A 23,740-nucleotide genomic window follows, 5' to 3' on the forward strand; every position below is an offset into this window, starting at 1 on the left:
CTGGTTTTCCAAAAGATTTTTTAACCCTAACTTCGAAGCCAAAGAATCCAAAAAATGAAAAAATCACTCCTTCTTATTTTATTCCTAGCCTTTGGGCTTGGAGCAGCTTTCGCTCAAATCCAAACCCCTGAGCAGTTTCTCGGCTACAAGCCTAGGGACCGATTCACTCCGCATCATCGGATGGTAGATTATTTCGAGCATGTAGCAGCGAATAATCCCAATATCCAATTGGTTCAATACGGGGAAACCAATGAAAAAAGGCCGCTTTTTATCGCGATTCTTTCTAGTCCTGAGAATATGGCCAATTTGGAACAAATCCGGGAGGACAATCTCAAGCGAACAGGAATGCTGGAAGGTACTCCAAGCACGGCTGTTCCGATCAACTGGATGTCTTTCAATGTTCACGGAAATGAATCCGTGGGGATGGAAGCGGCGATTTCTACCTTTCACACCTTGGCCGACCCAACTAATGCAAAGTCACAAGAATGGCTCAAAAACCAGGTGGTGATCATTGATCCCTGTATCAATCCTGATGGACGAGATCGCTATGCCATGTGGTACAATCAAAAGATGAATACCATCTTACAGCCGGATCTTCAGTCGATGGAGCATAACGAACCTTGGCCTGGTGGACGAGCCAATCATTACCTTTTTGACTTGAATCGAGATTGGGCATGGCAGGTACAGGTAGAATCTCAGCAACGCCTCAAAATCTATCACCAATGGATGCCTCAACTTCACTTGGATTTTCATGAGCAGGGAATCAATAATCCCTTTTACATGGCTCCGGCAGCTGAGCCTGTGCATGAGCAGTTGACTGATTGGCAGCACGAGTTTCAGGATATTTTCGGAAAAAATACCGCAAAGTACCTAGACGAATTGGGCCGATTTTATTTTACCAAAGAGCGTTTTGATCTGCTATACCCATCCTATGGAGATACCTACCCCATGTACAATGGTGCTATTGGAATGACGATCGAGCAGGGTGGTGGAGGACGCGCTGGAATTGGCGGATTTAATGCCTTAGGTGATACAGTCACTTTGAGCTATCGTATCGAAGGCCACTACACCGCGGCCATGTCTGCCGTAGAAGTGACTAGTCAAAATGGGGAAAAATTACTAGAGGAATTTTCGAAGTATTTCCAAGAAAACTCCTCCAATCCAAAAGGGAAGTATAAGAGCTTTGTGATCAAAGGAGAAAGTAACCCTGCCCAAAAGGCAAAGCTTTTGGCACTTCTGGATAAAAATGGAATTCAATATGGTAAAGCAGTAAGTAAGTCAGGTCTTCGAGGATTTGAATACACTAGCGGGAAAAATGTAAGCTTTTCAACCAGCGAAGAAGATATTGTTATTTCTGCTTTTCAGCCAAAATCAGTATTGACTCAGGTCTTGTTTGAGCCTAATCCGCAGTTGAATGACAGTATTACCTATGACATCACTTCCTGGGCACTTCCATACGCTTACAATCTAGAAGCCTATGCTTTAGAAAGCCGCTTAGATCCTGTAGGGGAATATGAGGAGGCAGAATTTGAACGCAAAACAGTCAGTCAAACTCCAGTGGCTTACATCGCGGCTTGGGAAGGAACCCGAGATGCGGCATTTTTGGCCTCACTTCTAAGACAAGGGATTCGTGTCAAATATCCTGAATACGCCTTCAAAACTGAAGGCAAGAGCTTCCCTGCAGGCACCCTATTAATTACCAAAGGAGGGAATGAGTATGTAGATGATTTTGACAAGAAGGTTGTTGATGCTGCAAATCGATTTGGAGTGACGCTTGAGACTACCATGACTGGATATATGGAAGAAGGGAAAGACTTTGGGTCGCCTAGTATTCGAGTTATTGAGGCTCCAAAAGTTGCCTTGGTCGGAGGAGATGGTACTTCCTCACTCAATTACGGTGAAATCTGGCATTTCTTCGAGCAGGAACTCGACTATCCGCTTGTAAATCTAGAAATGGGGGATCTTGGCCGATATGATTTGAGTGATTATGACGTCTTGATTATGCCTTCTACCTGGGGTGGAGGACTGAGCAAAAGTGCTGAAGAGCGAGTAATGGAGTGGGTTCGTGCAGGTGGTAAGTTGATTGCTATTGACGGAGCTGTCAATCTTTTTGCAAATAAGGAAGGATTTGCCCTTAAAACCTTTGATACTGATGAGGAGGAAAAAGCTGCCAAAAAAGCTGCTGATACCTTGGCCAAGGTGGAGCGATTGGAACCTTATTTGGAAGGAGAGCGCCTGGCAATTTCCGGCGGAGCAGCTGGAGCGATTTATCAGGTCGATATGGATGAGACGCATCCTTTGGGCTATGGTACAGGAGGAAAGTATTACACGCTGAAGAATAACTCCAGCATTTTTGCATTCATGGACCGAGGTGTCAATGCGGGTAAAATCACTTCCAATGATTCTTACCGCACAGGATACATTGGCTACAAAATAAAATCAAGCATGGGTGAATCGCTTGCTATCGGAAGCGAAAGAAAAGGCCGTGGAGAGATCGTCTATTTTGTAGACAACCCGATTTTCAGAGGATTCTGGGAATCTGGCAAATTGGTCTTGAGTAATGCAATATTTATGGTAGGACAATAAATCAAAAGCAAGAAGTTAGATTCAAGACACAAGACACAAGAGACCGGCTCCGATTATTGGGGTCGGTTTTTTTTATTCAGAGGCAAGGAGTAAGAGGCTTGAAGCAAGAATAGGCAAAAAGTCAGACTTCTATCCAAGAGGAATTTTTCCTGTGTATTTCCGCTTTCCTGCTTTGAAAATGGGTGTATGATTCAAAATAAGCCTTAAGGTTCAGAATTAGGAGGCTTCATTCTTCCAACTTCGAACTTCCAGCCAGATGAGTATAGAATAAATTTCAACTATAATCATTGGGTACAATCACCATATTTTGTGCAGGATTCTCAATTTCTTTTCCTATTTTTTCATACTGAAACAATAAACCTTTAAACCCTTTTGCCATGAAATCAAACAGAAGAGAATTCTTCAAAAAAGTGGGTGTTGGTACAATAGCCGCATCCGTTCCCTTTTCTTCACAAGCTTTTGCAAAGGAAAGTGCTCCAAATTCTGATGAGCAATTCCTCCAAATCGGAGACAATATTGCGATCGCAAATACCAGTTACGGTAAAGTTCGCGGCTATATTCTCAACAGTACTTACACTTTTTTAGGCGTTCCGTATGGAGCAGATACATCTGGGAAAAACCGTTTTATGGCACCTAAAAAGCCAGAACCTTGGACCGATGTAAAACCTACCATTTGGTGGGGAAATACCGCTCCGCAGATTATGGATAATCGCTATGCCAATGTGCATTATTCTTTCGCTGATCATTGGAATTACGATGATGTCAGCGAAGACTGTCTCAAACTCAATGTCTGGACCCCCAGTCTCGATGGCAAGCGTAGACCGGTGATGGTTTGGCTACATGGGGGTGGCTTCACCAACGGAAATGGCATCGAGCAAGATGGGTATCATGGAGAAAACTTTGCCAAGCAAGGGGATGTAGTCTTTGTTTCCATCAATCATCGATTGGGCCCGATAGGTTTTACGGATCTTTCGGGCGTGGGAGGAGAGAAATATCGGGACTCCGGAAATGTCGGAATGTTGGATATTATAGCAGCTCTGGAATGGGTTCGAGATAATATTTCCAACTTCGGAGGAGACCCAAATAATGTCACCATTATGGGACAATCTGGTGGCGGGGCAAAAGTCACCTGTGCGATGGCTATGCCAGCCTCAAAAGGGATCGTTCACAAGGGCGTTGCGCTCAGTGGAAGCATGCTCACCGCGAATGACAAGGAGTACGCTCAAAACCTCGGAAAGTATGTGATGGAAGCGGCTGAATTGACTCCTCAAACCATCGATAAACTGCAGGATTTGAGTTGGAGGGAATATCTGGATGTAGCCTATGTAGCACTTGAGCGAATGCGGAAAAAATATCCCCAACCGGGATTTAGGGGTGGATTTGGGCCTGTAGCTGACGATATTCATATTCCAAAGGGAGAGTTTTTCAGCGAAACTTCCCCTCATGCATCCGATATGCCTTTGATGGTGTGTACGACTTTCCATGAATGGAATCCAACCCGAACCAATGCCGAATTGGAAAAAATCGATTGGGCTGGGGTGACTGAGCAATTGAAGGGACGATTTGGGGATAAGTCTGAAGCTATATTGGCGGGTTACCGAAAAGATTTCCCAGAAGCATCTCCGGCAGATATCTGGGCCATGGTCCTTTCCAATCGCCAAGGGGCTATCAACACCTCTTCAGCAAAATCCAAACAAAGTGCACCGGTTTACCTAGCTTGGTTTGGCTGGGAGCCCAATTTGTATGATGGCAGAATGAAAGCTTTCCACTGTATTGACATTTGTTTTTGGTTTAAAAATACAGACCGCATGTACACGCACACTGGTGGAGGAGCGAGACCTCGTGCTCTTGCGGATAAAATGAGTGCCTCGCTTTTGGCTTTTATGCGCACAGGAAACCCGAATGTTCCTAGCCTTCCAAATTGGCCAAAGTTTTCGGCAACAAATGCAGAAACGCTAATACTCAATGATTCCTGTCAGGTCAAAAACAAACCTGATGGAAATGGTTTAGCGGCATTGATGGCCTAATTCCTTAAAATGGGGCTGTCTCAAATTGATATTACGTCATTGCGAGGGCAAAAAACTGAAAACCCTAAAGCTGTCCTGTTTCCTTTGATGCCCGAAGCAATCTCATTTGTAAAGCCCTTCCTTTCTTTGAGACTGCTTCGTTTCACTCGTAGTGACGGTCTATACGGCATCGCGATCCCCGACAGAGTCGGGCGAAGCGATCTCAATGTTGATTCCGACATAGTGTAGCGCAGGTCTTTTGAGACAACCTCATTTTAATTTCAAACGGTTTCCAATATTTTTCCTTCAATTTTTATCCAATGAAGCCTTATTTCCCATTGCTTTTCCTATAAATTAGGCGCTCTCAAATCAATGATTATGACTGACTTTAAAAATTATAGCGTTCCTTATCAGATCGCTTCTGAATACACTCAAAAAGTAGCTTACTTCTCCATGGAGTTTGCTATTCATCAACCGCTAAAGATCTATTCCGGTGGTTTAGGATTCCTTTCCGGCTCCCATTTACGAAGTGCATACGAATTGGGGCAAAACCTAATCTGAATAGGGATTCTTTGGAAATATGGCTACTACGATCAAACTCGGAACCAAGATCAAACCCTCAAGCCTGAGTGGTATGAGAAGACTTATAGCTTTTTGGAGGATACTGGGATCAAGTTTAGAGTGACGGTGCACGATGTACCTGTTTGGGTAAAGGCTTGGTACCTTGCGCCTGAGACCTTTAATTCGGCTCCTCTATTCCTGCTCAGTACAGATCTGCCTGAAAATGACTACCTCAGTCAGACCATTACTCACAAGTTGTATGATTCGGACACTGCTGCCAAAGTAGCTCAATGTCTTCTGCTTGGTATTGGCGGGGCAAAATTATTGGAAGAACTCAATTTCAATCCTGATGTCTATCATTTGAATGAAGCTCATGGCGTAAGCTCAGTTTTTCATTTGATGCGCAAGTTTGGTAGCAAAGAGGAAGTCCAAAAGCGTTTGGTTTTTACTACGCACACCCCTGAAGAGGCTGGAAACGAAAAACATGATATTCATCTATTGAATAAAATGAGCTTTTTCAATGGATACTCTCCTGACGAAGTACGAGAGATGGTTGGCTTTACCGGTGATACTTTCAATCATAGTCTGGCTGCACTTCGCTTTGCAAGAAAGGCAAACGGTGTGTCCAAATTACATGGAGAAGTAAGCCGAGAGATGTGGAGAAACTATCCAAATATTCCTGAAATCACTCATGTCACCAATTCTCAAAACTTCAAATACTGGTCCGATAAGCAATTGTACAGATTTATGGATCAGGAGGATCAGGAAGGCTTTGATGATAGAAAGTGGTACTTGAAAAAGCGGGCTTTTGAAATCGTGGCCGATCAAACAGGGAAGTTGCTTGACCCCAAAGTACTCACTATTGTTTGGGCAAGAAGGTTTGCTAGCTACAAGCGAGCTGAGCTTATCACACGGGATATCAGAAGATTCGACGCATTAATGCGAAACTCAAAATACCCTATTCAAATTATCTGGGCTGGTAAGCCGTATCCACTTGACTATAATGCAATTTCGGTATTTAACCAATTGGTACACCTGAGTAAGCAGTACCCGAATATGGCAGTTTGCACTGCCTATGAATTGACGCTTAGTAAGCGATTGAAACAAGCCTCAGACATCTGGCTGAATAACCCTCGAGTACCTCGCGAGGCATCTGGCACCTCAGGCATGACAGCATCCATGAATGGTGGGGTAAATTTTTCCACCTTCGACGGTTGGATTTGTGAGTTTGCTGAGCATGGGAAAAATAGCTTCATCGTTCCTCCGGCTAATTATGAAGCCATGCATGTGGAGGATCAGGATGAATACGATTTGGAAAAGCTATACGAGGTACTCGAAAAGGAGATTTTGCCTACCTACTATGATCAGCCAGATCAGTGGAGAGAAATCGTCCAAAATGGGATGAAAGATGTCATCGGCTTTTTTGAAAGCAATCGAATGGCTAAAGAATACTATGAGGTTCTTTACAAGAGTTGATTTAAGAAAGTATTTTGACCAATCTATCAAGCTCAAATCGGATATTCCGGTTTGAGCTTTTATTTTGCCTCTCAAAGCTGAACGTTTTATGAAAAAGATCCTGCTCCTAGTATTTCTATTTCCCATAGTTTCCATAGCTCAGGAGGTAATGCCTCCGTTGATTCCTTGGAACGGAAAATCTGAAACTCTTCTTGTCGAAAAATCCAACCCATGGATCACTCCTGGTGAACTCAGTAATCTGACGGAGTCACCAACGTATGAAGAAACCTATCAGTGGATCAAAAAACTGGCCGATTCCAGTCCCTTACTTCAATTGAAAAGTCTGGGAAAAAGTGAGCAAGGGCGAGATATATGGATGCTTCTTGCCTCGGCATCTCAAACTTTTGATGCAGCTAGTCTCAAGGCTAGCGAAAAGCCTTTGATATTTTTTCATGGAGGTATTCATGCCGGGGAAATCGATGGAAAAGATGCAGGTATGATGCTGCTGCGGGATATCATTCATGGAAATAAGGTAGACTTACTCGAAATGGCGGATATTCTTTTCATCCCAATCTTGAATGTCGATGGTCATGAGCGCCGTAGTCCCTATGGCCGTGTCAATCAACGAGGGCCTGCAGAGATGGGATGGCGGACCAATGCTCAAAACTTGAATTTGAACCGGGATTTTTCAAAAATCGAAACAGCAGGAGTTCGGGCAGTCGTAGAAGTCATCAATGAGTATCAGCCTGATCTGTATGTAGATGTGCACGTGACAGACGGGGCCGATTACCAATACGATATTACCTACGGCTATGTCAAAACCGGTGGCTACTCTCCGGCAGTCAGTGAGTTTTTGTCAGATACCTTTCAGCCCGAAGTCGATCAAGCACTTGAAGATTGGGGACATATTCCTGGTCCTTTGCTTTTTGCAGCAAACGGGAGAGATTTCTCAGCAGGAAACGTTGCTTTTTCCTTTAGTCCACGCTTTTCCCATACCTATGGGGATGCCAGACATTTGCCATCCATTTTGATAGAAAACCATTCGCTCAAGCCCTTCCGGCAGCGTGTCTTAGGTACTTATGTATTTATGGAACAAGCCATCAAAACAATGGCTTCACATTTCGAGGCAGTTCAGCAGGCAATCGAAAAAGATCAAAATCAGGCCAAAGAGTCCTTGGCGGTTAAATTCAAATTCCGAGATGCCCCGGCAGATACCATGGATTTCAAAGGAGTAGCTTCAAGAAAAGAGAAGTCAGAAATCACGGGCGGGGAATATGTCGTTTGGGAAGGAAAGGCCATCAGTCAGCAGGTGCCCTCGCTTTTGATGGATGTACCGGTACAAACTGTACCTATTCCGAAGGCTTATTGGATTTCTTCCGAATGGGGAGAAGTAATCGAAAAGCTACAGATTCACGGTATTGAAATGGAAATCCTGACCGAGTCAAAAGAGCTGAAATTGGAATACTCCAAGGTGACAGATTTCAAAATGGTTGCTCAGCCCTATGAAGGCTTGATGCGAGTGCAGGATTTTGATTCTGAAAAAATCTATCGAACCCAAACTCTCCTTCCAGGCTCGGTTCGAGTGAAAACGGATCAGGATTTAGGTGAGTTGATCGTAATTCTTTTAGAGCCTGAGTCCGTGGACAGCTTTTTCCAGTGGGGATACTTCAATTCGATTTTTTCACAAACCGAATATATGGAAACTTACATCATGGAGCCAATGATCGCTCAAATGCTTGAAGAGGATCCTGATTTGAAAAAAGAGTTTGAGGCTAAAAAGGAATCAGAACCTGAGTTTGCTCAGAACCCAAGAAGGGTGTATCGTTGGTTTTATGAAAAGACACCCTATTTCGATCAAAACTGGAAGGTCATTCCGGTGGGTAGAGAATGGTAATTGAGCTCAGAATATGAAAATCGAACACTTGGCTATTTGGGTGAAAGATCTGGAGGCTATGAAGCGTTTTTATTGCCAGCAGTTTGACTTCAAAGCAGGTGAACGCTATCATAACTCCAAACGAGGTTTTTCATCCTATTTCCTTTCAGGTGAAGGAGGAGCAAGACTGGAGCTTATGCAGCAGGATGATATTCAAGCAGGTAATCTTTTAAGAGGAAAGCGACTGGGACTTGCTCATTTTGCGATTTCTCTAGGATCAGAGAATGCGGTAGATCAACTGACGAAAAGGCTACGATCCACCGGGGTCAAGATCATAGGTGAACCTCGGTGGACCGGTGATGGCTATTACGAAAGCGTCATTGAAGACCCTGAAGGTAATTGGGTGGAGCTCACCGCTTGATTACCAGCCTCCTCCCAGTGCCGCATATAAATTTGAATAGGCGGTAAGCAATTGCTGCTTTGTTCCAGCCCAATTCAACTGTGCGTCAAATGCCTGTCGCTGTGACTCCAAGTACTCCAAATAGGATGTTACACCCTGATTATATCGCTCTTGGGAAAGAAACTGAGCTTTTACAGCTGCATCCACATGAGCTTGTCGAGCGATCAGTTCTTTTTTGAGGGATTCTATGGAATACAGAATATTTTCAACCTCTTCATAGGCGCTGAGGACGGTTCGCTCATAGTTTAGAATTGCCTGCCTTGTCCGACTTTCTTCTATGTCTACTTGCCTTTGTAAAGCTCCCCAATTGAATAATGGCCCGAGAATACTAGCGCCCATATTCCAAGAAGCTCCACTACTTCCCAAAGAAGAAAACTGAGAACCTGCTACTCCTAGCAGCCCTGATAGAGAAATATTTGGTAGTCGGTTAGCTTTGGCAGCTCCAATCAGTGCATTGGATGCAATTAAGTCTTGCTCCGCAATCAATATGTCAGGCCTTCGGACAAGTAGCTCACCAGGGAGAACTTCCGGAAAAGGGATATCCTCAGGTTGATCCAAAAGCTCAATACCGATGGTCTTGGATTCAGGAAGCTCACCAACTAATCGGCTGAGAAGGTTTTCAGAAGAAACGATCAATCGCTCCCAAATCGGAATACTTCCTGCTGCAATGGCCTCCTGAATTTGTGCTTGGTTTAAATCTATTTCTGCGATGATTCCTTTGTCAAATCGCTCCTCGATGATGTTGAGCATGCTATCGCGCAGGTTCAGCGTCTGCTCGGATATTTCAAGTCGCAATTTGTACTCTAAGAGTTGGAAATAGGTCGTTGCTACGGTATTGATCAGGCTTAGCTTGACAGCCCGATAACCTTCCTCGGATGCCAAAATGTTGGCTTTGGCTGCTTCATTTAACCGGCGATATTTTCCCCAGAAATCTATTTCCCAGTTTACCGAACCAAATCCGCTGAAAACATTTTGAGTTGAACCTAGAGCAAATCCTGCGAAATTTCCTCTTTGCGCAGCACCAGAATAGCCGATGGATGGTAGCATTTGGGATCGCTGAATCACGAGAGATGCCTGGGCTTGCTGAATGTTTTCAGCCGCAATTTCCAAATCCTGATTATTGTCCAGAGCTTTCTGGATCAAATCCTGTAAAACCTCATCCGGAAAAACCTCAAACCATTGCAAGTTTACCGCGGAATCTATTTGAAGTGTATCCACATTTACTTGCATCGAATCTAAATTCCGGTCTAGCTCATCCGTTCGATATGTTTCATAGGTCAATACTTCGACTCCTTGGTAGTTCTGTCCTGATTTACAAGACCAGAAAATGCCAACTATTACTATCAATCCTAAAATCCGATTCATTTCTCAGTTGATTTTAGTGCCAAATCACGTTTTTCTTCATAGCGGGCTAATTTTCCTACCAAGACAAAAAGCATTGGATATAAAAATAAGCCCAAGAAGGTAGCAACTCCGATACCTCCTAATAAGGCCATTCCCATCACTTTTCTGGCAACAGCTCCAGATCCACTAGCCAGGATCAATGGCAAGACTCCAAGAATAAATGAAAATACGGTCATCAAAATTGGTCTGAATCGAAGTCGAGCCGCTTCAACTGCTGCCTCGAATAGGCTTAGACCCTCATCGAATTTGATTTTGGCAAATTCTACTATCAGAATGGCATTTTTCGCAGCCATGGCGATCAACATGACTAGGGATATTTGTGCGAAAATATTATTCAAATAAAGCTCATCGAATAGTCTCGCCAGATAGAGAAATAGGAATGCTCCAAATAATGCAAAAGGCGTCCCCAGCAAAATCGCAAATGGCATAGACCAAGACTCGTATTGAGCTGCCAAAATCAAAAAAACAAAGAAAAGCGAGAAAGCAAAGACAATTCCTGCTTGTCCCGAGGCTGCGCGCTCTTGGTAGCTCATGGCATTCCAACTGTAAGTCATATCATCAGGCAAAACTTCTTCGGCCACTTCCTCCAAAGCATCAAGTGCTTGTGTGGAGGAAAACCCGGGGGCAGGCCCGCCCGTGACCTCTGCAGAACGATACAAATTAAATCGATTGGTGTAATCAGGTCCTGAAATAGGTTTAACTGTCACAAAGCTTGAAATCGGGACCGATTGACCCTTGGCGTTTTTGATGTAGAAGAATTCAAGACCTTCTTCCCCTTGGCGATATTCTGGTTCCGCCTGAATGTATGCCTTGTAAAGTCTTCCGAAGCGATTGAAATCATTGACATAAGCTCCTCCTAGATAAGCGGCGAAAGTATTGTACACGTCCGCGAGCTGAAGTCCTGCTTTGAGAACTTTTTCTTCATCAATTTCTATAAATCGCTGTGGAACTGTTGCTTGATAGGTAGTGAAGGCTGATGCGATTTCGGGCCGTTTTTGGGCAGCCTCGATAAATGCATAGGTGTGCTGGGCCAAATAAGCCGGATCTTTTCCTTCCTTGTCTTGAATCATGATACTAAAACCAGATCCATTACCCAGTCCAGGAATTGCCGGAGGTCCGAAGCAAACAACTTGTCCGGATTTGATCTCAGTAGCAAAAATTCTGTTCAGGCGGGCCATCATATCAGCGGCAGTAGCTTCACGATCATCCCAGTTTTTCAAGGTCACAAACATAAATCCCGTATTTGGGATATAGCTACCAGCTAGTAGGCTAAAACCCGAAAGACCTGTAGCAAACTCTGTTTCTTCTTGGGCCATGACGATTTCTTCCACCTTCCGCATGACCTCATCTGTTCGCTGCATGGAGGATGCATTAGGGAGCTGCACGTTTACGAATAAATATCCCTGGTCTTCCTCAGGTAGGAAACCTCCGGGAACCATCTTGGCAAAAATACCTGCAGCTACCAAGGTAATGATGACATATACCGCACCTCGTTTGAGTTTTCCTGCAAAAAACTTCGCCACTCCAGTGTACCGATCAGTGTTGGTATCAAACCAGCGATTGAATTTCCCGAAAAACCCTTTCTTGGGTCCAGGAGAATTTTTCAGTAAAAGGGCACAGAGCGCTGGGCTCAGACTCAAGGCATTGATGGATGAGAAAATAACCGAAATGGCAATGGTAATGGCGAATTGTTGGTAAAGTTTACCTGTAATACCTGCCATGGCTGCCACCGGTACGAATACAGCTACCATCACCAATGTGGTCGCTATTACCGGAGCACTTACCTCCTTCATAGCAGCAGTGGTAGCATCTTTTGGATTCATTCCTTTCTGCATATTTACCTGCACTGCTTCCACGACCACAATCGCATCATCGACGACTATACCAATCGCTAATACTAATCCTAGGAGAGAAAGCGTATTGATGGAAAAACCCAATAGCGGAAAAACCATAAAGGCTGCAACCAAAGAAACTGGAATCGCTAATGTCGGAATCAGCGTTGCTCTCCAATCTTGGATGAAAAGGAAAACCACCAGAATAACCAAAACAAGCGCAATGACTAAAGTTTCGATGATTTCTGCGATACCGGCGGTGATCGGTGCAGTGGAATCAAGGGAAATTTGATAGTCAATTCCTTCTGGAAAGTTGAGTTTCAACTCATCCATAGTGCCGATAATTTGTTCGGCAAGTTCTACTGCATTGGAACCAGGAGACTGATAAACTGCTACGATTGCACTCTCTTTTCCATTCAATCGGGTGAAGGCATTGTAGGACTCCACTCCCAATTCTACTCGTGCAATATCTTTGATTTTGACTTGGCTTCCGTCATCTTCGGATCGAATGACGACATTCCCAAACTGCTCCTCCGAAACCAATCGATCAGGTAATCTGACGGTATAGGTAAACTCTGTTCCCTCCGGTGCTGGTTCTGCTCCAAATTTTCCTCCCGGGGCTACAACACTTTGCTGCCGTATTGCATTCATGATCTCCGGAACGGTGATTCCTAATCTTGCAAGCCGATCCGGTTTGACCCAGATTCGCATTGAATAGTCACTAGAGCCCAAGACCTGAACCCGTCCTACTCCTCGTATACGGGCTAGCTTATCTTGAACATTGATCAAACCATAATTTCCTAAAAATGCCTGGTCATAAGTTCCGTCTGGAGAAGTCAATGCAATCAACATCAAAATGTTTGGCATTGACTTTTGGGTTTTGACCCCGATACGTTTGACTTCTTCCGGGAGTTTGGGTGTAGCGGCTGCTGCTCTGGTCTGGGTGAAGACCGTGTTCATATCTGGATCAGTTCCCAAATCGAAAGTCACATCCAAAGCAAGAGACCCATCATTTGCATTGGTGGATTTCATGTAGAGCATGTTTTCCACCCCATTCATCTCTTGTTCTAAAGGAGAGGCTACCGATTGCTCCACACTGATTGCGTTTGCGCCTGTGAAGGCTGTACTCACTCTGACTACAGGAGGGGTAATGGCTGGGTACTGCTCAATAGCTAGCCCCAAAATCGAAATCCCTCCTATGATGACCATAAATAGGGCAATGACTATGGCGACAATGGGTCTTCGGACGAAAAAGATGTGATTTTGCTCTTCTATCTTACTCATGGAATCAGTCATTGAATTGAGAGATGAATTCCACTTCCTCGGGAACGATCGTCATACCGTTTCTTACTTGCTGTAATCCTTCAAGTACAATTCTATCTCCATCCTGCACCCCCGATTCGATCAAAAAATAATCTCTGTATTTTCCCGTAATGACCACCTCATCACGTGAGACTACATTTTCATTATCTACTTTGAAAACAAAAAATCTTCCTTGAAACTCGCTAACTGTGCGCTGAGGAACGATTACTCCGTTTTCAACTTCTTCGATGATAGCCCTGACCCTAGCGAATTGGCCAGGTCTAATCAATCGGTCTGGATTGGGGAAAGAGGCTTGAATCAGGATAGTGCCCGTAGAGGTATCGATTTCCCGGTTGATGAAGTCAACATAGCCGACCTGATCAAATATAATCCCATCCGAAAGCACCAATTGCAAAGGGAGCTGCACTCTTGGTTGATTTCTGGCTTCCTGATATTCTCGGAAAAGTGCTAAGTAGTCGTTTTCGGCAAGGAAAAATTCTACTCGAATAGAGTCGATCAAGGATACTGTGTTTAAGATGACTGGGTTGGGACTTCTTCCTACAAATTCCCCCACCTTGGCGTTGGTTTTGCCTATCAGTCCATCGATGGGAGACTTGATTTTGGAATATCCCAATTGGATGTTTTGGAAATTTAGATTGGCCTTAGCAGCATTCACCGCAGCTTCTGCAGCATCTCTTTTTGCTATGGCAGCATCCAGATCTTTTTGAGAAATGGCATTGATCTCGGCGAGCGGTTCATATCGTGCCAAATCATTCTCTGCTTGGGTAAGGGCCACTTGAGCTTCTGCCAATTGGCTATTTGCGGCATTCACCGCTTCCTGAAGTTGGTCAGGATCTATGGTGTAGAGAAGTTCGCCTTTTTTGACGAGTTTACCTTCACTGAAATGAATCCCCTCTAGATACCCCTCTGTGCGAGTTCGGATGGGAACATCCTGTTTGCCATAGACCTGTGCTACAAAATCCTTCTCGATTTGGACTTTTTGAGAGTTGATTTTGACAACCTTTATTTCGGGGCTGGGTGCAGCAGTCGGTATTTCAGATTTTTCTCCACAGGATGTGAAAAGCGCAAATCCAAAAATTAACTTGAGAAAATACTTCATTCTACTAGGTTATTTTAAAGAATTAAAAATTAGTAAAAAAAACCTGACAAAATTAAAAAAGAAATTTTTTTTTCGGATTTATTAAAAATGAGGGGCCTTCTCTGTGTATTTGATGAAAAATGATTTCAATTGAAAATTCAGCCTTTCCCCTTGTAAATGAGTTTCTAATTGGAAGACCGTATGGATGGATGAAAAGATATCGCTCAGATTTTTTCCAACACCAATCCAAACTTCACGTTGATTGAGTTTTCAACTTTGACTGTACCGAGGAATTTGATTGGTGGGTCAAGCTGAAAGTCAGAGAAAGTGACTTCCTGAGCTCCCAGAAGGAAAGTTTTGCCATTTTCTTTGGTGGAAAGCTGACAGGATATAGGGAATCTACGACAGGTTCCGGCAAGTGTGATTTCTACATTCCCGCTTAGTTTTTCTTTCCCTGTGTTCAGATTTTCTCTTTTCAAGTCCAAAAACCTAACTTGGATTTCAGGGTGTTTTTCTGCCTTGACGGTTTTGTGAAAGTCCTTGGTCATCATTCGATTGAAACAGTCAAAGTTTTGGGACTTAAGTGTGAGTTCACCTGACCATATTGCAGTCTGTTCTCCGGGAATTATTTCTTCTTCAAGAATATCATTTCCATGATAATTCATTGATTGGCACTCGAATGAATTGATATTGGTCTTTCCTTCAATGCTGACTGTACTTTGAGAAGAGACAAGCCATTGATTGACTTTTTTTTCTTTCGGAATGCTTGATATTGAAAATAAAAAGCTCACTAAAATCAGTAGTAGCGTTTTCATTTCTTTGGAGGTTTGAAAGGCTGACACTCCGAGAAGTGCCAGCCTTTAAATTTTGAAAATCTAGTCTTGAGATAATTAGAAGCTAATAGCTGCTTCTAAATTTATCCCTTTGAATTCTCCACCGTTAAACTTGTTGTCAGCAGCAAAACCAGACTTGTATTGTTGATTGACGTACTCTAGTTTCACGAGGACATTGTTAGTCATAAACCAGCCTCCGCCGATATTGGTACGAGTGATTTTGGTGTCGACTGCGCCTTCGGTAGCATTGCCATTTACGGAGTTCAATCGAGCGCCAATGTAGAATTGTTCAGTAGTTCCAAAGCGATAAAGTGCTTCACCTGCAAGCTGGGTAAACTGTCCGTTGCCTTGCTCTTCTGAATTGCTCACGATCTCATAGATACCGAAGAACTCAAATCCTTTGACTTTTAAGAATGGGTTGAACTGTATCGCTGACATTTGCTTGAAACGTGGATTAAATCTTCCTTCAAAATCATTTGGATTGCCTTCTATGGTTTGCATGATATTGTAGTAACGAGAACCCGCGCGATCGCCTCCATATAGCCACGTTCCGGTGGTGGTTCCATTATTGAGGTACCAAGAACCTGTCAATCGAAATCTTACGTCATCATTGAACTGCTTGTCAAATCCGACTTTTCCGTAAAATGATATTTTATTGTCTGAATTATCATTTAGGACTACACTCTGATTCAATTTTCCATTGGAAACACCAATTACACCGATAAAGCCATTTTTCTGTAGAGTTACCTCTCCAAAGGCCTCTGTTGAGAAGGCATCCATGATATAATTACCGATGAATGGGTTGAAAATTACCCGGGCATTATCAGATCTTCTAAAATGGGCATCGCCGTAGTTGAATTCATCCAAACCGACTGTAATGGTGGCTACACTCATAAGCCCTTCGAGGAAGCCAGGCTTGATAAAGTCTAATTTATCAATTTGCATATGGCCACCCTTCACCCATGCTTCATTATGGTGCTTGGAAGACAGGTAAGTACGAAGGTGCAAACGCACACCATCAGCAAGTTGCGTATTGATGTTAAGGTTTGCTGTAGGGAGGTTGACATTAGAGCCTAGGTCCACTAGGTTATTTAAGGAGTTGGAATGGTTGATAGACTGGAATTGTAGTGCAAAATCACCGCCTACAAAAACTTTGACTTTTTCAAAGGTACCGCCAGCTTCCTTGGGGGTTTCAAATACATTCAATCCGCGCTTATCATTTTGCCGGAAATATTGCAGCTCTGTTTCATTTTTTTGAGCCAAAGCTTCGGTAGAGACGAGGGTAGCGATGGGAAATATCCCGGCGCAAAGCCAATAGGATAGCTTTTTCATAGTTTAAAGATTTAAAGGGTTAATTTTTTGTTGAATAAATAGCTTGGAAACTCAAGGTGAGTTCGTTACCTGTTTTTATTGTCCCGAAAACCGCCGTAGGAGGCTCAAGAGAAAATTGTTCAAATGTGATGTCTTGCTTTCCGGAGAAGAGAATACTACTACCCTGCACTGAATAATTGACAGTCATAGTTAGGTCTCTGCTGTTTCCAGCGATATTGAGTTTCCCCTTCGCCTTGATCGTTGATGGAGTCATCTCTTCCACTTTTGTAAGTTCAAAAGTGATTCTTGGGAAGTCATCCGCCTTTATAGCTTCATATGCATTTTTGTCCATAGAGGACTTTCCGCTTTTTAGGGCCTTTGAGTTCAAACTCAAGGAAAGGGATTGGATGCTTTCGATTTTTTTATCAGCCAAATTGATAATTGCTTGGCCTTCTACTCCTGTTTCTGCGACCATGTCCCAATCGTGTAGGGTCGAAGTACCTGAGACTTTCATCTCCTTGACATCGCTGATACTGAAGGTTTGCTGAGCGTGAACTACTGAGGCAAGCGAGCTTGCTAGCAGGGTCAGCATTAAAGCGATTTTTGTGTTGATCTTCTTCATAAGATTAAAGGGTTTGTTTCCGTATTGGATGATTCAAAAGTAGTGGGGCAACCATTCCCAACTCGTGACAAGAGTTTCCTATAAAAGTGACTTTTGTCACAAAGCGACCGGGTGATTGGTCATGTTCTTTTTCGTAATTATGTTTTGAAAAATAGATAGTACTCAGCTGATATAAGTATTTTATTCTAATATATTTGATTATACAGAAATAAAAATTGAAAATCAGTTATTGTGTAAAAATCAATTTTGGACTCTACTATATTTCTTAGTCTTAATTCTGAGCTTAAAAGAACTGACCAGGCTCATTAAAAAAATCTAAACCAATCCATATTTCACCTTGTTCTCATTAAGTTAAGGTCAATCCCCATTGGCATAATTATTTATTACCTTCGCGCTTTAATCGCCAATTCATATTTATGAGCCAAACCACTGCCTCTCAAGAGGAATTTATAGAGATTTTTGGTGCTCGAGAGCACAATTTGAAAAATCTGGATATAAAAATCCCGCGGAATAAACTGGTCGTAGTCACAGGTCTGAGTGGTAGTGGAAAGAGTTCGCTTGCTTTTGATACCATTTATTCTGAGGGGCAAAGAAGGTATCTGGAAAGTTTCTCTGCCTATGCCCGATCATTTTTGGGCGGAATGGAGCGGCCTGACGTGGATAAGATCAATGGGCTTTCACCAGTGATTGCCATTGAGCAAAAGACAACCTCTAAGAATCCTCGCTCGACGGTTGGAACTACGACAGAGATCTATGATTTCATGCGATTGCTTTTCGCGCGTGCCGGAGAGGCCTTCTCCTATCTGACTGGGAATAAAATGGTCCGGCAGACGGAGGATCAGATCATTGAGCAGTTGTTTTCAAATTTTTCAGGAAAAAAACTGTACCTCCTTGCACCGGTAGTGAAAGGTAGGAAAGGGCATTACCGGGAGCTTTTTGAACAAATCCGGAAAATGGGCTTTTCGAAAATACGAGTCGATGGAGTCGTGATGGAAGTGGTGCCCAAAATGCAGGTGGATCGTTATAAGATTCACGACATTGAGATAGTCATTGACCGGATAGTAGCAGAGGAATCGGACCGATTTCGTATTACCCAGTCAATTAAATCGGCCCTTCAGCACGGAAAGGGAGTGATGATGCTGCGGGATGAAGAAGGAAATATCCACCATTTTTCTAAATATCTGATGGATCCTGAGACTGGGCTTTCCTATGACGAACCAGCTCCCAATCTTTTCTCATTCAATAGTCCCTATGGTGCTTGCCCCACTTGTAATGGTCTGGGAATTACAGAGGAGATTACCCGCGAAAGCATTATTCCCGACCCAAATCTGAGTATTACCAGAGGAGGGATTGCTCCGCTTGGAGAGTACCGGGATATCTGGATTTTCAAAAAGATCGATGCTATCCTGAAGCATTATAAATGCAGTATCAGTACACCTATTGCCAAGCTTCCTGAGAAAGTCATTGAGGTACTGCTCTACGGCAGTCAGATAGAAGTGGCAGTGGACTCAGTAAAGTATCCGGGTACAAAATGGCATACTAGCTTCGAGGGAATTGTAAATTTTCTTCAGAAACATCAGGAAGGCAGTTCAGAGAAAATCCAAGATTGGGTTTCTGAATTTACGGTGACAAGAACTTGTCCAGATTGTGAGGGCTACAGACTCAAAAAGGAGTCGCTGCACTTCAAAATTGATAATACTCATATCGGACAGTTAGCAATGCTGAATATTCGCGATTTGGGGGAATGGTTTTCGGATGTAGAAAGCCGAATGACTGAAAAGCAACAGGTCATTGGTACCGAGGTGCTCAAAGAAATTAGAAAGCGAATAGGTTTCCTGCTAGATGTAGGTCTAGATTATCTTACCCTGAATCGGCCATTGAAGACCCTCTCAGGAGGAGAAGCGCAACGAATTCGATTGGCGACGCAGATTGGGACACAGTTGGTTGGAGTATTGTATATTCTTGACGAACCGAGTATTGGTCTTCATCAGCGGGATAATGTCAAGCTCATTCAGGCCCTTCAAAGTCTACGTGACTTGGGAAATTCAGTGCTTGTAGTAGAGCATGATAAAGATATGATGCTTGCATCAGATTTCGTATTGGACATGGGTCCAGGTGCGGGAAGACATGGAGGGCATGTGGTGGCAGCTGGAAATCCGGATGAAATCCTAAATCAAGGGGGAGTGACTGCTGACTATCTCAAAGGAAAGCTGGGCCTGCCCATTCCAGAGCAAAGGAGAAAAGGAAAAGGCGAATCCCTAAAATTGACCGGTGCCTCGGGAAACAACCTCAAAAATATTGATTTGAATATTCCATTGGGGACTTTGACCTTGATTACTGGAGTGTCTGGAAGTGGGAAAAGTACATTGATCCACGAGACACTGTACCCAATTCTCCGGCAGGAATTTTACAGTTCCAAAAAAGAGCCGATGCCGTATAAGAAAATTTCGGGACTAGAGCATTTGGATAAAGTAATCGAGGTGGATCAATCGCCGATCGGACGTACTCCTCGGTCAAATCCGGCCACATATACGGGAGTTTTCTCAGACATCAGAACGCTTTTTACAGAGCTTCCTGAGGCGAAAATCAGAGGCTACAAACCCGGTCGTTTTTCTTTCAATGTCAAAGGGGGGCGATGTGAAGACTGCGAAGGAGCAGGAATGAAATTGATCGAGATGGACTTCTTGCCGGACGTGCATATCCCATGTGAGACCTGCAAAGGAAAACGCTACAACCGAGAGACTTTGGAAGTACGCTTCAAAGGCAAATCTATTGCCGATGTTTTGGACATGACGGTAGAGCAGGCGGTGGAGTTTTTTGAGAATCAACCAAAAATCCTCAGGAAAATCAGAACCCTAAAAGATGTAGGCTTGGGTTACATTACTTTAGGACAACATGCGACTACTTTGTCCGGCGGAGAGGCACAGCGAGTAAAATTAGCCACGGAGCTTTCCAAAAAAGATACTGGGAAGACCTTTTACATCCTGGACGAACCCACAACGGGCTTGCACTTTCAGGACATAGAAATGTTGATGGAGGTTCTTCAAAAGTTGGTAGAGAAGGGCAACACCGTGCTCATTATTGAGCACAATCTGGATGTGATCAAGGTTGCGGACTACATCGTGGATTTAGGACCTGAAGGTGGAGATCAGGGAGGTCGTATTTTAGTAGAAGGAACCCCCGAAAAAGTAGCTGCTCATCCTGAAAGCTACACAGGGAAATTCTTGAAGGAGGAGTTAAATCTCTCATAAGGGAGACAATCAGTTGATTCTTCCTTTTATCAAAATATGAAAAGACCCTTCAAGCGCTTCATTTATATTTGAAGTTGGATGAATCGCACCGTATTATATTGGTTGTTGCAAATACTCGGCTGGGGTAGTATTGCCTTAGTTCAGATAGCCTTGGGATCACTGTCCGCCACAGGGATTGGACCGGTGCAAATCTTGGGTCTTCTGGTTTTGGCAGCGTTCAATTTGCTTGCCACACACTTCCTTCGATTCATCATTAAGCGCTACAATTGGTTTCAGCTGAAATTTCCTCGGTTGATTCTTCAGTCAGTTCTGGCGATGTTGGCCTTGAGCTTTGTAAATATCATTGCTCAAATTCTGATCAATCTGGTATTTGGTACTCTCAATCCGGAAGAGGATTTTGAAGTCCTGGTGATTTTGGCCGGGCTATTCATTGCATTTCTCTTCTATGCTCTTTGGTTTTTGCTTTACTTTTTGTTCCACTTTTTGGACAATTATAACACCAGTCTGAAGTATGAGGCTCGAATCAACCAAATCCGCCTCAATCATCTTAAAAGTCAGCTGAATCCACATTTTATCTTCAATGCCCTCAATTCGGTTCGGGCTCTGGTAGATGAGGATCCGGATAAAGCTAAAAATGCCATCACCCGCATTTCAAATATCTTGCGCTTTTCCCTAATGATGGACAAAAAGCAAACTATCGACTTTGAAGATGAGCTTAATACAGTTAGGGATTACCTGATGCTTGAATCCATCCGCTTTGAAGAGCGGCTGCAAGTAGTGTATAAGATTGAGGATGAGGCTTATTCTTATAAATTACCCCCCATGATGCTTCAGACTATCGTGGAAAATGCGATCAAGCATGGAATTTCTAATCTGGTCAAAGGTGGACTGATCGAGATTAAGTGCCGGGAAGGTCTCGAAGATGATTTGTATATTCAGGTTAAAAATAGCGGCCATCTACACACTCCTCCCAGCCTAAAACCAAAGGCAGGCGGTGGCCATGGTCTGAGCAATACTGTTGAGCGATTGAAGTTGATCTATGGAGACCGGGCCAGTTTTCGAATATTCAATTCGGAAAATGAATTCGTGATTACTGAAATTAAAATACCCAAACAAAGAGTTACCTTCGAAACATAAACACATACATTATGAGAGCCATTGTAATAGATGATGAAAGATTGGCACGAAAGGAGCTGATCAACCTACTCAACCAACTCGAATCCGTCGAAGTGGTAGGGGAGGCGGTCAACGTGGATGATGCCAAGGAGAAAATAGAATCCCTTCAGCCGGATGTGATTTTTCTAGATATACAGATGCCGGAAAAAACCGGATTTGATTTGCTGGAAGAACTGGATGCTGTGCCACATGTGATATTCACCACTGCATACGATGAGTATGCGCTGAAGGCTTTTCAAGTCAATGCATTGGATTATTTGCTCAAGCCCATTGAGCCAAAGCGCTTGGAAGAAGCGATTTCGAAGTTGAGTAGTAAAATCGAAGGAGCTACTAGCAATACTGAGCCTCATCCATACCAATCAAAGAAACTCACCCTGGAAGATCAGGTTTTTGTAAAGGATGGAGATCGCTGTTGGTTTGTCAGATTGTCCAATGTTCGACTATTCGAATCTGACGGAAACTACATTAAAGTATACTTTGACAATTTCAAGCCGATGATTCATAAGTCCCTGAATGCCTTGGATGAGCGCTTGGATGAGAAGTCGTTTTTTAGAGCCAGCCGAAAGCACATCATCAATCTGGGATGGGTTGAAGGGATAGAGCCTTGGTTTAATGGGGGCTTGGTTGTGACCTTAAGAGGAGGAGACCGGATTGAGGTGAGCAGACGTCAAGCTGCTCGATTCAAAGAGATGATGAGTCTTTAAAATATTTCATAGGCAAAAAAAAGCATTTGATTTACAAAATTAAATGTTGTAATTAGTGGAAAATTAAACTTTGTTTTAATCTAATTACCCTTTTGTCCATTAAAGCTTGATTATCAATTATGAAAGAAGAGCGGATACTCATAGTCGAGGATGATCCCAGTATTGCGGAAAATATACAGGAAATTCTCGAACTATTAGGCTACGTCAACATAGACATCGCCAACTCAGCCAATCAGTGTATCAAGGTCATCAAGAAGTACAGACCTGATCTGATATTTATGGATATCAAGCTCAAAGGTGATAAGGATGGCATCGAGCTCGGAGAGATTGTCAAGCAAATGGTCGATGCTCCTTTAGTGTTTGTGACTTCCTACAGTGACCCTACTATCATCGAGCGTGCCAAGCGAATTTCTCCGGCAGGATTTATAGTGAAGCCTTTCAATACCAATGATATTCATGCCATTGTCGAAATTGTGCTTTACAACAAGCGCACGAAGCCTGCTCCAGAAGTAGCTGCAGTCAAAACAGGAACAGAAAGTCCTTTTTTGGTCACTGATGCGGTATTTATTAAAGCGGACAATGCCTTCGAGCGAGTTCCTTACGAAGAGGTCTATTATGTGGAGGCTAATGGTAACATGGTTACGATCTTCACCAAAAATCGAGACTACCATATCCGCAAGTCCATGAAAGAGATCGAGGAGATACTTCCTTCTCATCTTTTTCTTCGAGTGCAGAAGTCCTTCATCGTACAGCTAGGACAGATCGAAAGCTTCAATACCAAAGATATCAATCTAAAATCAGGAGCTGTGGTGCAAGTGGGTAGACAATACTACAACAGCTTCCTAGCCAAATTGAATACTATTACAGAAAGTTAAGCTTATTATCCACTAACCTTAACCTAGATCCCGCTTCTGAAGAGGCGGGATTTTTTATTGACCAATTGAGATTGGTAGTAGGTCAGATTGAGGTTTTGAAAAATATTTTACCATGAAAATCGTAAAGTATACTTTCGATTTTCATGGTAAAATGCTTCCATACAGAAATAAAAAAAGCACAAAACCTGTTCGATTTTGTGCCTAGCAAGTGGGATCTAAGGGTCCCGATAGCTATCGAGGACGAACCCATGATCTGAAAATTAGTGGGATCTAAGGGATTCGAACCCATGACCTCTGCCCTGTCAAGGCAGCGCTCTAAACCAACTGAGCTAAGATCCCTAATTGTTTTGCGAAGATAGTCATCCGGTTTAGGCTTCACAATAATTGAGA

General features: G+C 43.2%; 16 protein-coding genes and 1 tRNA gene. 10 read left to right on the plus strand and 7 right to left on the minus strand.

The genetic code is table 11. From position 1 onward, the window contains the following. Nucleotides 1-54 precede the first annotated feature (54 nt). From CDH51_RS13150 to CDH51_RS13170, 6 genes are all read left to right on the plus strand, one after another. Nucleotides 55-2,586, plus strand: coding sequence for a M14 family metallopeptidase (locus tag CDH51_RS13150; RefSeq protein WP_100628986.1), 2,532 nt, complete (start codon nucleotides 55-57; stop codon nucleotides 2,584-2,586). A gap of 377 nt (nucleotides 2,587-2,963) precedes the next feature. After that, nucleotides 2,964-4,613 carry a carboxylesterase/lipase family protein gene (locus tag CDH51_RS13155; RefSeq protein WP_100628987.1) on the plus strand — a complete coding sequence of 550 codons (1,650 nt, stop codon included), beginning with the start codon at nucleotides 2,964-2,966 and terminating at the stop codon, nucleotides 4,611-4,613. A 357-nt stretch (nucleotides 4,614-4,970) separates the two neighbouring features. Further along, the gene (locus CDH51_RS20390) at nucleotides 4,971-5,153 is read left to right on the plus strand and encodes a hypothetical protein (RefSeq protein ID WP_317045947.1); all 183 of its coding nucleotides are present in this window, start codon (nucleotides 4,971-4,973) and stop codon (nucleotides 5,151-5,153) included. A 93-nt stretch (nucleotides 5,154-5,246) separates the two neighbouring features. After that, entirely contained in the window at nucleotides 5,247-6,629 is a 1,383-nt protein-coding gene (glgP, locus tag CDH51_RS13160; RefSeq protein WP_317045948.1) for an alpha-glucan family phosphorylase, read from the plus strand. Between the two features lie 88 nt (nucleotides 6,630-6,717). Next, nucleotides 6,718-8,502, plus strand: coding sequence for a M14 family metallopeptidase (locus tag CDH51_RS13165; protein ID WP_100628988.1), 1,785 nt, complete (start codon nucleotides 6,718-6,720; stop codon nucleotides 8,500-8,502). Nucleotides 8,503-8,515: 13 nt separating this feature from the next. Beyond that, a complete protein-coding gene (locus CDH51_RS13170) occupies nucleotides 8,516-8,902 on the plus strand; it encodes a VOC family protein (protein ID WP_100628989.1) in 387 nt (128 codons plus the stop codon). On the opposite strand, the gene CDH51_RS13175 is transcribed toward CDH51_RS13170, so the two are convergent. The 6 genes from CDH51_RS13175 to CDH51_RS13200 all read right to left on the minus strand — a co-directional run bounded on the left by CDH51_RS13175 (nucleotide 8,903) and on the right by CDH51_RS13200 (nucleotide 17,344). Next, entirely contained in the window at nucleotides 8,903-10,306 is a 1,404-nt protein-coding gene (locus CDH51_RS13175) for an efflux transporter outer membrane subunit (protein WP_100628990.1), read from the minus strand. It lies immediately after the preceding gene. Beyond that, a complete protein-coding gene (locus CDH51_RS13180; RefSeq protein ID WP_100629442.1) occupies nucleotides 10,303-13,461 on the minus strand; it encodes an efflux RND transporter permease subunit in 3,159 nt (1,052 codons plus the stop codon). Before CDH51_RS13180 ends, CDH51_RS13175 begins: the two co-directional genes overlap by 4 nt. 4 nt (nucleotides 13,462-13,465) lie before the next feature. Beyond that, entirely contained in the window at nucleotides 13,466-14,599 is a 1,134-nt protein-coding gene (locus CDH51_RS13185) for an efflux RND transporter periplasmic adaptor subunit (RefSeq protein WP_100628991.1), read from the minus strand. A 203-nt stretch (nucleotides 14,600-14,802) separates the two neighbouring features. Then, the gene (locus CDH51_RS13190) at nucleotides 14,803-15,393 is read right to left on the minus strand and encodes a hypothetical protein (protein ID WP_157807115.1); all 591 of its coding nucleotides are present in this window, start codon (nucleotides 15,391-15,393) and stop codon (nucleotides 14,803-14,805) included. Between the two features lie 75 nt (nucleotides 15,394-15,468). Beyond that, nucleotides 15,469-16,743 (minus strand): hypothetical protein, encoded by a 1,275-nt coding sequence (locus tag CDH51_RS13195; RefSeq protein WP_100628993.1) that lies wholly within the window; start codon nucleotides 16,741-16,743, stop codon nucleotides 15,469-15,471. 19 nt (nucleotides 16,744-16,762) lie between these two features. Next, nucleotides 16,763-17,344: a YceI family protein gene (locus tag CDH51_RS13200; RefSeq protein WP_100628994.1), complete on the minus strand. Its 582-nt coding sequence runs from the start codon at nucleotides 17,342-17,344 to the stop codon at nucleotides 16,763-16,765. Nucleotides 17,345-17,760: 416 nt separating this feature from the next. On the opposite strand from CDH51_RS13200, the gene uvrA reads away from it, so the two are divergent. The 4 genes from uvrA to CDH51_RS13220 all read left to right on the plus strand — a co-directional run bounded on the left by uvrA (nucleotide 17,761) and on the right by CDH51_RS13220 (nucleotide 23,350). Next, nucleotides 17,761-20,595, plus strand: coding sequence for an excinuclease ABC subunit UvrA (uvrA, locus tag CDH51_RS13205; RefSeq protein WP_100628995.1), 2,835 nt, complete (start codon nucleotides 17,761-17,763; stop codon nucleotides 20,593-20,595). 78 nt (nucleotides 20,596-20,673) lie between these two features. Beyond that, on the plus strand, nucleotides 20,674-21,732 hold the full coding sequence (locus tag CDH51_RS13210) for a sensor histidine kinase (RefSeq protein ID WP_100628996.1): 1,059 nt from the start codon (nucleotides 20,674-20,676) through the stop codon (nucleotides 21,730-21,732). An 11-nt stretch (nucleotides 21,733-21,743) separates the two neighbouring features. Beyond that, on the plus strand, nucleotides 21,744-22,475 hold the full coding sequence (locus CDH51_RS13215; RefSeq protein WP_100628997.1) for a LytR/AlgR family response regulator transcription factor: 732 nt from the start codon (nucleotides 21,744-21,746) through the stop codon (nucleotides 22,473-22,475). 119 nt (nucleotides 22,476-22,594) lie between these two features. Further along, on the plus strand, nucleotides 22,595-23,350 hold the full coding sequence (locus CDH51_RS13220) for a LytR/AlgR family response regulator transcription factor (RefSeq protein WP_024283861.1): 756 nt from the start codon (nucleotides 22,595-22,597) through the stop codon (nucleotides 23,348-23,350). Between the two features lie 264 nt (nucleotides 23,351-23,614). Here CDH51_RS13220 and CDH51_RS13225 read toward each other — a convergent pair. Then, a tRNA-Val gene (locus CDH51_RS13225) sits at nucleotides 23,615-23,689 on the minus strand. Nucleotides 23,690-23,740: the final 51 nt, after the last annotated feature.

It is taken from the genome of Algoriphagus formosus, from assembly GCF_002807035.1.
GTDB lineage: Bacteria > Bacteroidota > Bacteroidia > Cytophagales > Cyclobacteriaceae > Algoriphagus > Algoriphagus formosus.

Coding starts and splice junctions, on each gene's coding strand:
- CDH51_RS13150 (WP_100628986.1), top strand. CDS start 55: ATGAAAAAATCACTCCTTCTTATTTTATTCCTAGCCTTTGGGCTTGGA.
- CDH51_RS13155 (WP_100628987.1), top strand. CDS start 2,964: ATGAAATCAAACAGAAGAGAATTCTTCAAAAAAGTGGGTGTTGGTACA.
- CDH51_RS20390 (WP_317045947.1), top strand. CDS start 4,971: ATGACTGACTTTAAAAATTATAGCGTTCCTTATCAGATCGCTTCTGAA.
- CDH51_RS13165 (WP_100628988.1), top strand. CDS start 6,718: ATGAAAAAGATCCTGCTCCTAGTATTTCTATTTCCCATAGTTTCCATA.
- CDH51_RS13170 (WP_100628989.1), top strand. CDS start 8,516: ATGAAAATCGAACACTTGGCTATTTGGGTGAAAGATCTGGAGGCTATG.
- CDH51_RS13175 (WP_100628990.1), bottom strand. CDS start 10,306: ATGAATCGGATTTTAGGATTGATAGTAATAGTTGGCATTTTCTGGTCT.
- CDH51_RS13180 (WP_100629442.1), bottom strand. CDS start 13,461: ATGAGTAAGATAGAAGAGCAAAATCACATCTTTTTCGTCCGAAGACCC.
- CDH51_RS13185 (WP_100628991.1), bottom strand. CDS start 14,599: ATGAAGTATTTTCTCAAGTTAATTTTTGGATTTGCGCTTTTCACATCC.
- CDH51_RS13190 (WP_157807115.1), bottom strand. CDS start 15,393: ATGAAAACGCTACTACTGATTTTAGTGAGCTTTTTATTTTCAATATCA.
- CDH51_RS13195 (WP_100628993.1), bottom strand. CDS start 16,743: ATGAAAAAGCTATCCTATTGGCTTTGCGCCGGGATATTTCCCATCGCT.
- CDH51_RS13200 (WP_100628994.1), bottom strand. CDS start 17,344: ATGAAGAAGATCAACACAAAAATCGCTTTAATGCTGACCCTGCTAGCA.
- uvrA (WP_100628995.1), top strand. CDS start 17,761: ATGAGCCAAACCACTGCCTCTCAAGAGGAATTTATAGAGATTTTTGGT.
- CDH51_RS13210 (WP_100628996.1), top strand. CDS start 20,674: ATGAATCGCACCGTATTATATTGGTTGTTGCAAATACTCGGCTGGGGT.
- CDH51_RS13215 (WP_100628997.1), top strand. CDS start 21,744: ATGAGAGCCATTGTAATAGATGATGAAAGATTGGCACGAAAGGAGCTG.
- CDH51_RS13220 (WP_024283861.1), top strand. CDS start 22,595: ATGAAAGAAGAGCGGATACTCATAGTCGAGGATGATCCCAGTATTGCG.